The 12,225-nt window shown below is 71.9% G+C and carries 12 protein-coding genes; 4 read left to right on the top strand and 8 right to left on the bottom strand.

The genetic code is table 11. The features are described 5' to 3' along the window. On the top strand, window positions 1–401 hold a 401-nt coding region (locus tag KS423_RS24355), incomplete at its 5' end, for a hypothetical protein (protein WP_224281821.1). Window positions 402–504: 103 nt separating this feature from the next. Here the strand turns inward: KS423_RS24355 and KS423_RS24360 are convergent. From KS423_RS24360 to KS423_RS24375, 4 genes are all read right to left on the bottom strand, one after another. Beyond that, window positions 505–1,632 carry a GuaB3 family IMP dehydrogenase-related protein gene (locus KS423_RS24360; RefSeq protein ID WP_224281836.1) on the bottom strand — a complete coding sequence of 376 codons (1,128 nt, stop codon included), beginning with the start codon at window positions 1,630–1,632 and terminating at the stop codon, window positions 505–507. Between the two features lie 160 nt (window positions 1,633–1,792). Then, window positions 1,793–3,295, bottom strand: coding sequence for an IMP dehydrogenase (guaB, locus tag KS423_RS24365; protein ID WP_224281822.1), 1,503 nt, complete (start codon window positions 3,293–3,295; stop codon window positions 1,793–1,795). Between the two features lie 273 nt (window positions 3,296–3,568). Continuing rightward, entirely contained in the window at window positions 3,569–4,177 is a 609-nt protein-coding gene (gene shbA / locus KS423_RS24370) for an RNA polymerase sigma factor ShbA (protein WP_308020243.1), read from the bottom strand. Window positions 4,178–4,623: 446 nt separating this feature from the next. Continuing rightward, window positions 4,624–5,235 carry a response regulator transcription factor gene (locus KS423_RS24375; protein WP_014136228.1) on the bottom strand — a complete coding sequence of 204 codons (612 nt, stop codon included), beginning with the start codon at window positions 5,233–5,235 and terminating at the stop codon, window positions 4,624–4,626. A 564-nt stretch (window positions 5,236–5,799) separates the two neighbouring features. On the opposite strand from KS423_RS24375, the gene KS423_RS24380 reads away from it, so the two are divergent. Continuing rightward, on the top strand, window positions 5,800–6,126 hold the full coding sequence (locus KS423_RS24380; RefSeq protein ID WP_049654358.1) for a WhiB family transcriptional regulator: 327 nt from the start codon (window positions 5,800–5,802) through the stop codon (window positions 6,124–6,126). Between the two features lie 99 nt (window positions 6,127–6,225). On the opposite strand, the gene KS423_RS24385 is transcribed toward KS423_RS24380, so the two are convergent. From KS423_RS24385 to groES, 3 genes are all read right to left on the bottom strand, one after another. Next, window positions 6,226–7,224: a LysR family transcriptional regulator gene (locus tag KS423_RS24385; RefSeq protein ID WP_224281824.1), complete on the bottom strand. Its 999-nt coding sequence runs from the start codon at window positions 7,222–7,224 to the stop codon at window positions 6,226–6,228. Window positions 7,225–7,358: 134 nt separating this feature from the next. After that, complete coding sequence (gene groL / locus KS423_RS24390) at window positions 7,359–8,990, bottom strand: chaperonin GroEL (RefSeq protein ID WP_224281825.1); 1,632 nt, start codon at window positions 8,988–8,990, stop codon at window positions 7,359–7,361. 116 nt (window positions 8,991–9,106) lie between these two features. Further along, a complete protein-coding gene (gene groES / locus KS423_RS24395) occupies window positions 9,107–9,412 on the bottom strand; it encodes a co-chaperone GroES (protein ID WP_014136232.1) in 306 nt (101 codons plus the stop codon). 248 nt (window positions 9,413–9,660) lie between these two features. On the opposite strand from groES, the gene KS423_RS24400 reads away from it, so the two are divergent. Both KS423_RS24400 and KS423_RS24405 read left to right on the top strand, forming a co-directional pair. Further along, entirely contained in the window at window positions 9,661–9,996 is a 336-nt protein-coding gene (locus KS423_RS24400; RefSeq protein ID WP_224281827.1) for a hypothetical protein, read from the top strand. A gap of 298 nt (window positions 9,997–10,294) precedes the next feature. After that, entirely contained in the window at window positions 10,295–11,512 is a 1,218-nt protein-coding gene (locus KS423_RS24405; RefSeq protein ID WP_224281837.1) for a class I SAM-dependent methyltransferase, read from the top strand. Here the strand turns inward: KS423_RS24405 and KS423_RS24410 are convergent. Further along, window positions 11,488–12,225, bottom strand: a 738-nt coding sequence (locus tag KS423_RS24410; RefSeq protein WP_224281835.1) for a polysaccharide deacetylase family protein, incomplete at its 5' end; no start/stop codon positions are given. The two genes, KS423_RS24405 and KS423_RS24410, sit on opposite strands and share 25 nt — an antisense overlap.

Consider the following 12,225-nt stretch of genomic DNA (forward strand, 5'->3'; position numbering starts at 1 on the left):
CCGTCCCCCGCCGCCGCACCGCCCTGGCCGTGGTCCTGGCCCTGCTCGCCATGCTGCTCGGCGGCCTCGCCTACGGCAGCGCCCCCCTGCGCGCCGCCGACAGCCTCGGCTGGCTGGCCATCGCCCCGGCCGGCCTGGTCGCCCTCCCCCTCGGCCGCCTCGGCGGCCAGGGCCGCTTACTCCCCCCGCTCGGCGCCCTCCTCGCAGCCGGCGCCCTCCTCCTCGGCCAGCTGATCGAACACCTCCGCCGGATCCACGCCGACGGCCCCGCCCCCCACGGCCTGCTGCACGACACCGTCGCCACCTGGCGCGCCGACCTGCGCCCCCTCGACGCCGCCTTCTACGCCATCGCCCTCATCGGCGGCTTCCTGCTCACCCGCCGCACCGCCACCCGCAGTTGACCCCGCCCCGCCCCCTCCCGAAAGCCCCGCCCCCGCCCCGGAAGACCGAAAGGCCCCCGCCGTCTCCCCGGCAGGGGCCTCCCTCACGACGAAAACCCGAGCCTCAGCGGTGGTCGAGCGCCGGGTTGACCGTCACCTCGACCCGCTGGAACTCCTTGAGCTCCGTGTACCCCGTGGTCGCCATCGCCCGCCGCAGCGCACCGAAGAGGTTCATGGTCCCGTCCGGCGTGTGCGAAGGACCGGTCAGGATCTCCTCGGTGGTGCCGACCGTCCCGAGGTCCACCCGCTTGCCACGCGGCAGCTCCTCGTGGACGGCCTCCATGCCCCAGTGGAAGCCCTTGCCCGGGGCGTCCGTCGCACGGGCCAGTGCCGCACCGATCATCACCGCGTCGGCGCCGCAGGCGACGGCCTTCGGGATGTCGCCGCTGTAGCCGACGCCACCGTCCGCGATCACGTGCACGTAGCGGCCGCCGGACTCGTCCATGTAGTCGCGGCGGGCCGCCGCCACGTCGGCCACGGCGGTGGCCATCGGCACCTGGATGCCCAGCACGTTGCGGGTGGTGTGGGCGGCACCGCCACCGAAGCCGACCAGCACGCCGGCCGCGCCGGTCCGCATCAGGTGCAGCGCCGCGGTGTACGTGGCGCAGCCGCCGACGATCACCGGGACGTCCAGCTCGTAGATGAACTGCTTGAGGTTGAGCGGCTCGGCGGCGCTGGAGACGTGCTCGGCCGAGACGGTGGTGCCGCGGATGACGAAGACGTCGACGCCGGCGTCCACCACGGCCTTGGAGAACTCGGCGGTGCGCTGCGGCGAGAGCGCGGCGGCGGTGACCACACCGGAGTCGCGGACCTCCTGGATCCGCTGCTTGATCAGCTCGGCACGGATCGGCGCGGCGTAGATCTCCTGGAGCCGACGGGTCGCGGTGGGCGCGTCGGTGATCGCGGCGATCTCGTCCAGCAGCGGCTGCGGGTCCTCGTAGCGGGTCCACAGGCCTTCGAGGTTCAGCACGCCCAGACCGCCGAGGCGGCCGATCTTGATGGCCTGCTGCGGCGAGACCACGCTGTCCATCGGGGCGGCCAGGAACGGCAGCTCGAAGCGGTAGGCATCGATCTGCCAGGCGATCGAGACCTCCTTCGGGTCCCGGGTACGGCGGCTGGGGACGACGGCGATGTCGTCGAAGGCGTACGCCCGGCGGCCGCGCTTGCCTCGCCCGATCTCGATCTCGGTCACTTCGAGCCCTTCTGCTGTGTTGCTCATGCCCGCCGGGTCACCCCGGCCGCACCCCAGTATCCCGTACTGCCGCTGCTCCCGCCCCGACGGCCCACGGCCCGGACAGCCCGAAGGGCCCGCCGCCGTGGTCCGGCAGCAGGCCCTTCGGTGGTCCGGCGGGTCAGCGGGTCGAGTAGTTCGGCGCCTCGACGGTCATCTGGATGTCGTGCGGGTGGCTCTCCTTGAGGCCCGCCGAGGTGATCCGGACAAAGCGGCCCTTGCTCTCCATCTCGGCGACGGTGGCGGCGCCGACGTAGCCCATGGTCTGGCGCAGGCCGCCGACCAGCTGGTAGAGCACGGTCGACAGCGGGCCGCGGTACGGCACCTGGCCCTCGATGCCCTCGGCGATGAGCTTCTCGTCGGAGGTGATCTCGCCCTGGAAGTAGCGGTCCTTGGAGAAGGACTTCGCCTGGCCGCGGGACTGCATGGCGCCCAGCGAGCCCATGCCGCGGTAGGACTTGAACTGCTTGCCGTTGATGAACAGCAGCTCGCCCGGGGACTCCTCGCAGCCGGCCAGCAGCGAGCCGAGCATCACGGTGTCGGCACCGGCGGCCAGCGCCTTGCCGATGTCGCCCGAGTACTGCAGGCCGCCGTCGCCGATGACCGGCACGCCGGCCGCCTGGCAGGCCTGGGCGGCCTCGTAGATGGCGGTGATCTGCGGGACGCCGATGCCGGCGACCACGCGGGTGGTGCAGATGGAGCCGGGGCCGACGCCGACCTTGACGCCGTCCACGCCGGCGTCGATCAGCGCCTGGGCGCCGTCCCGGGTGGCCACGTTGCCGCCGACGACGTCGATCTTGACGGCGGACTTGATCTTCGCGATCCAGGCCAGCGCGTTGTGGCTGTGGCCGTGCGAGGTGTCCACCACCAGGAAGTCCGCACCGGCCTCGACCAGGGCCTGGGCCCGGTCGAACGCCTCGGCGCTGGCGCCGACGGCGGCGCCGACCAGCAGCCGGCCCTCGGCGTCCTTGGCGGCGTTCGGGTACTGCTCGGCCTTGACGAAGTCCTTGACGGTGATCAGGCCCTTGATCCGGCCCTCGTCGTCGACCAGCGGCAGCTTCTCGATCTTGTGGCGGCGCAGCAGGGCCATCGCGTCGACCCCGGAGATGCCGACCTTGCCGGTGATCAGCGGCATCGGGGTCATGATCTCGCGGACCTGGCGGCTGCGGTCCGACTCGAAGGCCATGTCGCGGTTGGTGACGATGCCGAGCAGCTTGCCCGCCTCGTCGGCGATCGGCACGCCGGAGATGCGGAACTTGGCGCACAGCGCGTCGGCCTCGGCCAGGGTGGTCTCCGGGCCGACCGTGATCGGGTCGGTGACCATGCCGGACTCGGAGCGCTTCACCAGGTCGACCTGGTTGGCCTGGTCCTCGACCGACAGGTTGCGGTGCAGCACGCCGACGCCGCCCTGGCGCGCCATCGCGATGGCCATCCGGGCCTCGGTGACCTTGTCCATCGCCGCGGAGAGCAGCGGGATGTTGACGCGGACGTTCCGGGAGACCCGGGAGGAGGTGTCCACCTGGTTCGGCAGCACCTCGGAGGCCCCGGGCAGCAGCAGGACGTCATCGAACGTGAGCCCGAGCATGGCGAACTTCTCGGGTACGCCTGCGGCGTTGTAAGACATTTGGGGGGTACCTTCCGTGGCCGGCCTAATCCGCTCACGCCCTGAGGGTGGGGGCGCATTCATCGCTCACTCGCGCAGACCGCCGAAGCCGGGTGCAATGGGAGGATCCTCCAAGGGGACCCCGCGCGCACCCGTGAAACTTTGGCAACCCGCCCAGGCGCCGATACCCCATGGTACTGGCACCGCGAATGTGTCCTCGTGTGCCCTTGACAACAACCCCGCCCCGTGGCCCATTCCCCGCAAGCGGCGCGCACCCGGCGGAACCGGCACGGATCAGGAGGACTCCTCCGCGAGCGCCCGCAGCCGGCTGAGCGCCCGGTGCTGGGCGACCCGGACGGCACCCGGTGACATCCCGAGCACCTCGCCGGTCTCCTCCGCCGACAGTCCGGCGGCCACCCGCAGCAGCACCAGTTCGCGCTGACGGGCCGGCAGGTTGGAGAGCAGTTCCTTCGCCCAGGCCGCGTCGCTGCTCAGCAGCGCCTGCTCCTCCGGGCCGAGCGCCTCGTCCGGCACCTCCGGCAGGTCGTCCTGCGGCACGACGGTCGAACCGGGCCCGCGCATCGCGGCCCGCTGGAGATCGGCGATCTTGTGCGCGGCGATCCCGTAGACGAAGGCCTCGAACGGGCGCCCCTGGTCCTTGTACCGGGGCAGTGCGCAGAGCACCGCGACGCAGACCTCCTGCGCGACGTCGTCCACGTGGTGCCGGGCCCCGCCGGGCAGGCGGACCAGCTTGGCGCGGCAGTACCGCAGCGCCAGCGGGTGGACGTAGGCGAGCAGCGCGTCGATCGCCGGGCCCTCGCCGCGCACCGCGGCCGCGACCAGCTCGCCCACCAGCGGCGAGCCACCCCTTCCGAGCACCGGCGGACGGCCCGGCCCGGTCATACCGGCGGAACCGCCGGGATCGGCGTACGACGGATCGTGGCCCGGACCGGAGGGCTCGGCCTCCACCGGGTCCGCCTGGCCGGCCGCACCGGCGACGTCGTCGCGCATCGGTCCATGGTGCCTGGTCGAGTGGGAAAACGCGGCACCGCGTCCGGAGTTGTGCACCGGAACGTTATGCGGTGCCGCACCGTACGGCGTGCCGCGCACCACCAGCCCCTCCTGCACCGTGCCGCCTCCCGCCCCGCCGTCGTCGGTGGTGGTCCCGTCCGTCGTGCCGTCCACCGAGTGTCCTGCGGCTGCGTGGTTCGCCGCAGTGCCTGTCCGCTGGTCCCCGAGGTGCTCCACTCCTCCATGGTGCAACCTCGGGACCGTAACGTCACACGCCCGTGCTGCGCCCGCTCCGGGAACCGCCGACGGCGCGCCGCCACCGGCGGCGCCGCCGGTGGTCAGCGGACCAGGCCCCAGCGGAAGCCCAGCGCCACCGCGTGCGCCCGGTCGGAGGCCCCGAGCTTCTTGAACAGCCGTCGGGCGTGGGTCTTGACGGTGTCCTCGGAGAGGAACAGCTCGCGGCCGATCTCGGCGTTGCTGCGGCCGTGGCTCATGCCCTCCAGCACCTGGATCTCACGCGCCGTCAGGGTCGGCGCCGCACCCATGTCGGGGCTGCGCAGCCGGCGCGGGGCGAGCCGCCAGGTCGGGTCGGCGAGGGCCTGGGTGACGGTGGCCCGCAGCTCGGCGCGCGAGGCGTCCTTGTGCAGGTACCCGCGGGCGCCCGCGGCCACCGCGAGCGCGACACCGTCGAGGTCCTCGGCGACGGTGAGCATGATGATCCGCGCGCCCGGGTCGGCGGACAGCAGCCGCCGGACCGTCTCGACCCCCCCGAGGCCGGGCATCCGGACGTCCATCAGAACGAGATCGGAGCGGTCGGCCACCCAGCGGCGGAGGACCTCCTCCCCGTTCGTCGCGGTGGTGACCCGGTCCACACCGGGTACGGTCGCGACCGCGCGGCGAAGCGCCTCGCGGGCAAGCGGGGAATCGTCGCAAACGAGAACGGAAGTCATGACCGTCGTCCTCCGCAGCTGATCCGCGTCACGTTGAGCCTCCTGGCTGGTACGAACCTCTCCGACACGGCCGATCGGCGACGGACTCCGTGCCGATCGCCCCAACCTGCCCGCGATCGTTCCGACGTCCGGCGCCCGCTGACCGCCTCCGCACTTCCAACGACCGTCACTCGAATGAGTTACGGCCTTCGGAGCCACCTCCACCACTGTACGTGGCCAACCCATTACCGATCAGCCGCATCGCGGTGCACACGCCGCACTTTTCCGCAGCTCGCGCGCGGTCGGCGCGCGACCCGCACACCGATTCGGCACGTCGCGCGCCCGTCGGCCACCCGATTGCCACGCCCGCGCCCGGCGGAGCGCTTGCCCGCTATGCCCGCTTTTATAGCTTTCGTATGGTCATTGACTGTTGTGCCAGTGTGTGGGTGACTTGTCCATGGAGTTGCCTTAAGTCATATTTCCAGGTGTCCATACCAGCGCATTGAAGCCCCGCCGCACCGCTCGGCAGCCAGCCCCCCGCCGAACGCCCGGCCGACGGCCGACAGCCTCTGAAGGGAATGAGCCATGGCAGATTTCTCCCGCCTCCCCGGTCCCAACGCGGACCTCTGGGACTGGCAGCTCTCCGCAGCCTGCCGTGGCGTGGACAGCTCGCTCTTCTTCCACCCCGAGGGCGAGCGCGGGGCTGCCCGCAGTTCGCGCGAGGCCAGTGCCAAGGAGGTCTGTATGCGCTGTCCGGTGATCGCCGAGTGCGCGGCGCACGCGCTGGCGGTCCGTGAGCCGTACGGCGTCTGGGGCGGGATGACCGAGGACGAGCGCGAGGAGATGCTGGGGCGCTCGCGGCACCGGCTGGTCGAGGTCCCCCTGGCCCCGCCGGCGGTCGCCCAGCGCTAGACCCGTCTCCATGAGCGTCGTGAAGAAACGTTTCTTCGTGACGCCTCAGCCTGTCGGCTCACCGTACGTGCAGGGCCACGGCAGCCCCGTCACCCACCGTCAGCGATCGGCGGCCGCCCCCGCCAGCCGCTCCAGCATCAGCGCCACGGCCGGCACCTCGGCCAGGTCCGGCAGGGTCAGCGCGACCACCTGGCGCACCGCGGGCGCCCCGGAGGCCGTCCGCACCGGCACCGTCGACACACCGTCAGGGCGCACCGACTGGAGCGCCAGGCGAGGCAGTACCGCCACCCCGAGCCCGGCCGCCACCAGGCCGACCACCGCCGGGTAGTCGTCCGTCGCGAAGTCGATCCGGGGCTCGAAGCCCGCACCGGCGCACAGCTCCACCAGGTGCCCCCGGCACTGCGGGCAACCGGCGATCCACTGCTCCCCCGCCAGCTCGGCCAGCTCCACCGCCCCGCCCCGCCCGGCCAGCGGATGAGCGGCGGGCAGCAGGCCCACCAACGGGTCGTCCAGCAGCGGGGTCGCCACCAGATCGGACCAGTCGGTCCCGGCGGTCAGCTGCTGCGCCTCCAGGTTGGCCTCGGCCCGGGCCTCGCGCGGCGTACCGTGCGCGGGCGCCGGGAGCGCGACGGCGCCGTCGGACTGCGGGTAGCGGAAGGCCAGCGCGATCTCGCACTCGCCGCCGCGCAGCATCGCCAGCGACTCCGGCGGCTCCGCCTCGACCAGCGACACGCGCACCCCCGGATGGCCGTCCCGCAGGCGGGCGACCGCGGGCGGCACCAGGGTGGAGCTCGCGGTCGGGAAGGAGACCAGCCGCACCCGTCCGGCCCGCAGCCCGGCGATCGCGGCCACCTCCTCCTCGGCGGCACAGAGCCCGGCCAGGATTCCGGTGGCATGCTTGAGCAGGACCCGGCCGGCCTCGCTGAGCTGCATCCCGCGGCCCGAGCGGACCACCAGCGGGGTGTCCACCGACTTCTCCAGGGCCTTCATCTGCTGGCTGATGGCGGGCTGCGTACACCCCAGCTCGCGGGCGGCGGCGGAGAAGGAGCCGGTGCGTGCGACGGCACGCAGGACGCGCAGGTGGCGGGCCTCGATCATGCCTCAGTTATAAGGCAATCTTTGCGTTCTGCAAAATTCCACTGATAGTTGAAAGGTCAAGGGCGGACGGCCGGAGGCCCGGCCCGCCTCCCCTCGCGGGGCGCGGACCGGGCCTCCGGTCAGTGGTTCGGGCCTCAGTGCGAGTGGCCGTGGCCGTGCGAGTGGCCGTGGCCGTTGTCGGCCTCCTCCTCCTTCTTCTCCACCACGAGGGTCTCGGTGGTGAGGAGCAGGGAGGCGATCGAGGCGGCGTTCTCCAGGGCGGAGCGGGTGACCTTGACCGGGTCGATGACGCCGGCCTTCACCAGGTCGCCGTACTCGCCGGTGGCGGCGTTGTAGCCCTGGCCGATCTCCAGCTCGGAGACCTTGGAGGTGATGACGTAGCCCTCCAGGCCGGCGTTCTGGGCGATCCAGCGCAGCGGCTCGTGCAGCGCCTTGCGGACCACGGCGACACCGGTGGCCTCGTCACCCGACAGGCCCAGGCCGTCGTTCAGCACCTTGGCGGCGTGGACCAGGGAGGCGCCACCGCCGGCGACGATGCCCTCCTCGACCGCGGCGCGGGTCGCCGAGATGGCGTCCTCCAGTCGGTGCTTGCGCTCCTTCAGCTCCACCTCGGTGGCGGCGCCGACCTTGATGACGCAGACGCCGCCGGCCAGCTTGGCCAGGCGCTCCTGCAGCTTCTCGCGGTCCCAGTCGGAGTCGGTCGCGGCGATCTCGCCCTTGATCTGGGCGACGCGGCCGGCCACGGCCTCGGCGTCACCGGCACCGTCGACGACCGTGGTCTCGTCCTTGGTGATGGTCACGCGGCGGGCGGTGCCCAGCACGTCCAGGCCGACCTGGTCGAGCTTGAGGCCGACCTCCTCGGAGATGACCTGGCCACCGGTCAGGACGGCCAGGTCGCCGAGGATCGCCTTGCGGCGGTCGCCGAAGCCCGGGGCCTTGACGGCGACGGCGTTGAAGGTGCCACGGATCTTGTTCACGACCAGGGTCGACAGCGCCTCGCCGTCGACGTCCTCGGCGATGATCAGCAGCGGCTTGGAGGCACCGCCCTGGAGGATCTTCTCCAGCAGCGGCAGCAGCTCCTGGATGGAGGAGATCTTGCCCTGGTTGATCAGGATGTACGGGTCCTCCAGGACCGCCTCCTGCCGCTCCGCGTCGGTGACGAAGTACGGCGACAGGTAGCCCTTGTCGAACTGCATGCCCTCGGTGAAGTCCAGCTCCACGCCGAAGGTGTTCGACTCCTCGACGGTGATGACACCGTCCTTGCCGACCTTGTCGATCGCCTCGGCGATCAGCTCGCCGACCTGGGTGTCCTGGGCGGAGAGGGAGGCGACGGCGGCGACGTCGTCCTTGCCCTCGATCTCGCGGGCGACGGAGAGCAGGTGCTCGGAGACGGCGGCGACGGCCTTGTCGATGCCCTTCTTCAGGGCGGCCGGGCCGGCACCGGCGGCGACGTTGCGCAGACCCTCGTTGACCAGGGCCTGGGCCAGCACGGTGGCGGTGGTGGTGCCGTCACCCGCGACGTCGTTGGTCTTGGTGGCGACCTCCTTGACGAGCTGCGCGCCAAGGTTCTCGTACGGGTCGTCCAGTTCGACCTCGCGGGCGATGGTGACACCGTCGTTGGTGATGGTCGGGGCACCGAACTTCTTGTCGATGACGACGTTGCGGCCCTTGGGGCCGATGGTCACCTTGACGGTGTCGGCCAGCTTGTTGACACCGCGCTCCAGCGAGCGGCGGGCGTCCTCGTCGAACTGCAGGATCTTCGCCATGTTCCCTATTCCCTCGGGGCTGCGGCCGGCCCACCGACCGCCGAACTACGTGAACCAACAACCACGCCCCGGGCCACTGTCACTGAGGACACGGATCCGGGGCGGGTCGGGACGTCTTACTTCTCGATGATCGCGAGAACGTCGCGGGCGGAGAGCACCAGGTACTCCTCGCCCTGGTACTTCACCTCGGTGCCGCCGTACTTCGAGTACAGGACGATGTCACCCACGGCGACGTCGAGCGGCAGACGCTGGCCGTCCTCGAAGCGGCCCGGGCCGACGGCCAGGACGACGCCCTCCTGGGGCTTCTCCTTGGCGGTGTCCGGGATAACCAGGCCGGAGGCCGTGGTGGTCTCGGCGTCGAGCGGCTGGACCACGATGCGGTCCTCGAGCGGCTTGATGGCAACCTTGCTGCTGGTGGTCACGTCCGAGCTCCCCTTCGGAGATTACGGGGTTTTCTAACGGGTAGGGGCGAACCTGCGGGCCTGCCGTCGCGGGGGTCAGACACGCGTCTTCGCGTTAGCACTCCCCCAGTGGGGAGTGCCAAGGATGACCATAGGCCGGTGTTAGCACTCAGTCAACCAGAGTGCCAACGACGCGCCCTGAAGTCTCGTGCGACGGATGAGTAGTCGTACTCATGTGCGACGCCGGGCCGGACGGCCAGACTCCTGCCATGGCCTCGATCCCGATGCGCGTCGGCCCGACCCGGCCCAAGGACGCGGCTCTCGCCCTGCTGGCACTGCCCCTGCTGGGAGGCGTGCTCCCATTCGTCGTCTTCTACTTCATCGCCTGCCTCGGCAGCGGTCCCGGCGCCGGGGACGACGGGGACGGGCGCGGGTGGGCCTTCCTGGGCGTCGGGATGATGGCCGGCCCGGTGGCCGCCCTCGTGGCGGGCGTCCTGGTGGCCGTACGCAGCCGGCGCTCCGGCTACCAGTTCCTCCCGGTCGCCGCCGCGCTCTCGCCGTTCCTGCTGCCCGCGATCCTCTCCTCGGGCGTCCTGTGGCGGTGAACCGACCGCCGATCCGCCCGCGCACGCACTGGGCGGCGGACCTGCTGCTCTCCCTGGTGGTGCTCACCGCGGGCCGCCGTGGCGGCGCCCTTCGGGACAGCGGCGTGCTTCGTGCCCGGCATGCTCGTCCACTCGTGGACGATCGCGCCGGTCGTCGGCGTCGCGGCCCTGCTCGCAGCGCTGGGACCGACCGCCCGCGGCACCTGGCGGCTCGGCTACGGATCACGCCGTACGTCGCGGTGGCGGCTGCGCTCCTCCGGCCGCCGGGGATCCGGCCGGCCGGCCGCCTCCACGCCCTCTGACCGGTCAGAATGACCCCGTGGACATCGAGAACCTCCAGCCGCTGCTGACGCCCGAGGGCCAGGCCCTGCTCGCCGAGTTGCGCGAGTTCACCCCCGAGGAGGAGCTGGCGCTGGCGACCCGCCTGCGGCGGGAGCACCCGGCGGATCTGGTGTCGGCGGCGTTCGGGCAGGCGCGGCTGCGGCAGCGGGCCCGGGCGAAGTTCGGGGCGGACGCCGACCTGATGTACTTCACGCCCAACGGGGTCGAACAGTCCACCCGGCGCAGCGTGGCCGAGTGGCGGGCGCAGCGGTTCGCCGGGTTGGGCGTACGACGGCTGGCGGACCTGTGCTGCGGCATCGGCGGGGACGTGCTGGCGCTGGCCCGGGCGGGCATCGAGGTGCTGGCCGTGGACAAGGACCCGGCGGCCTGCGCCGCCACCGCGGCCAACGCCGCCGCGCTGGGCCTGGCCGGGCTGGTCGAGGTGCGCTGCGCGGACGTCGCCGAGGTGGACGTCACCGGTTACGACGCGGTGTTCACCGACCCGGCCCGGCGCACCTCGCGCGGCCGGGTGTTCGACCCGGAGGCGTACGCCCCGCCGCTCTCCTGGGCGATCGAGGCCGGCCGGCGGACTCCGATCGGCGCGCTGAAGGTTGCGCCGGGCATCCCGCACGAGGCGGTGCCGGAGGACGCCGAGGCCGAGTGGGTCTCCGACCACGGCGACGTCAAGGAGGCGGTGCTCTGGTTCGGCACCGGGGCCGCGAGCCCGCACCGCGCCACCCTGCTGCCGCAGGGCGCCAGCCTGACCGGCGGCGACCTGCCCGACCCGCCGGCCGGCCCGGTCGGGCGCTACCTGTACGAGCCGGACGGCGCGGTGATCCGGGCGCACCTGGTGGCCGAGGTGGCCGGGCAGGTGCGCGGTCGGCTGATCGACCCGAAGATCGCCTACCTGACCTCGGACGAGCTGGTCGCCACCCCGTACGCGCACGCCTTCGAACTCACCGACGTGCTGCCGTTCAACATCAAGAAGCTGAAGGCGCTGCTGCGCGAGCGCGGGGTCGGCACGGTGGTGATCAAGAAGCGCGGGATGGCGATCACCCCGGAGGAGCTGCGCCGTCAGCTCAAGCCCTCCGGGCCGAACACCGTCACGGTGATCCTCAGCCGCACCGACCACGGGCCGCTGATGATGCTGGGACAGCCCGTACGGGCCGCTCAGGACGCGGGCGCCTGGATGTAGTCCTCCAGCCGGGCCACCGAGAAGCCCTGCTCCTGGATCCGGGCCAGCAGGTCGCCGAACATCTGGGTCATCGTGGCGCCCTTGAGCTCCTTGGGGCCGCGGAAGTGCGCCAGGATGATGTCGCCGGGCTTCAGCTTCTTGTCGCCGGCCTGGTACTGCATGTCGTGGATCTGCATCGACTCGCGCCACAGCACTATGGCGCGCGGGCCGCACTCCTGGACCGAGGTGTTGAGCGTCGGGGTGTTGGCGCCGTCGCCGAACGGCGGGCGGAACAGCAGCGGGGCGGTGCCGTACTGCTGGGTGAGCGCGGACTGGTCGTCGCAGATCTCGGCCTTCTGCTTCTCCGGCGAGAGCTTGCTCATCACCGGGTGGGTGACGGTGTGGTTCTGGATGTGGTTGCCCAGCGCCTGGAGCGGCTTGAAGTAGCCGTAGTCGTTCTTGACTATGTCCTTGGTCAGGAACATCGAGATCGGCACCTTGAGGTCGGTGAGCATCTCGACGAACTTCGGGTCCTTCTCGGCGCCGTCGTCGATGGTGATGAAGACGACCTTGTCGCTCGTCTTCACATCGCTGAACACCGGCACGGTGCCGGTGCGTTCGAGCTTGACGGGCTTGTCGGCGGGCGGCGCGGGGGCCGGGGCGAGCGGCTTGAGGTTCCACTTCGCCCAGGCCGCGGCGTCGCCCCCGGCCAGGGTCGTGCCGGGCGTGGTGGC

Origin of the sequence: Streptomyces sp. LS1784 (assembly GCF_020103755.1) — a bacterium.
In the GTDB taxonomy this organism is placed as follows: Bacteria; Actinomycetota; Actinomycetes; order Streptomycetales; family Streptomycetaceae; genus Kitasatospora.

Excerpts from the sequence above, each read along its gene's own strand:
- guaB (WP_224281822.1), bottom strand. The coding sequence starts at position 3,295 with ATGTCTTACAACGCCGCAGGCGTACCCGAGAAGTTCGCCATGCTCGGG.
- shbA (WP_308020243.1), bottom strand. The coding sequence starts at position 4,177 with ATGACCGGGCCGGGCCGTCCGCCGGTGCTCGGAAGGGGTGGCTCGCCG.
- KS423_RS24375 (WP_014136228.1), bottom strand. The coding sequence starts at position 5,235 with ATGACTTCCGTTCTCGTTTGCGACGATTCCCCGCTTGCCCGCGAGGCG.
- KS423_RS24380 (WP_049654358.1), top strand. The coding sequence starts at position 5,800 with ATGGCAGATTTCTCCCGCCTCCCCGGTCCCAACGCGGACCTCTGGGAC.
- KS423_RS24385 (WP_224281824.1), bottom strand. The coding sequence starts at position 7,224 with ATGATCGAGGCCCGCCACCTGCGCGTCCTGCGTGCCGTCGCACGCACC.
- groL (WP_224281825.1), bottom strand. The coding sequence starts at position 8,990 with ATGGCGAAGATCCTGCAGTTCGACGAGGACGCCCGCCGCTCGCTGGAG.
- KS423_RS24400 (WP_224281827.1), top strand. The coding sequence starts at position 9,661 with ATGGCCTCGATCCCGATGCGCGTCGGCCCGACCCGGCCCAAGGACGCG.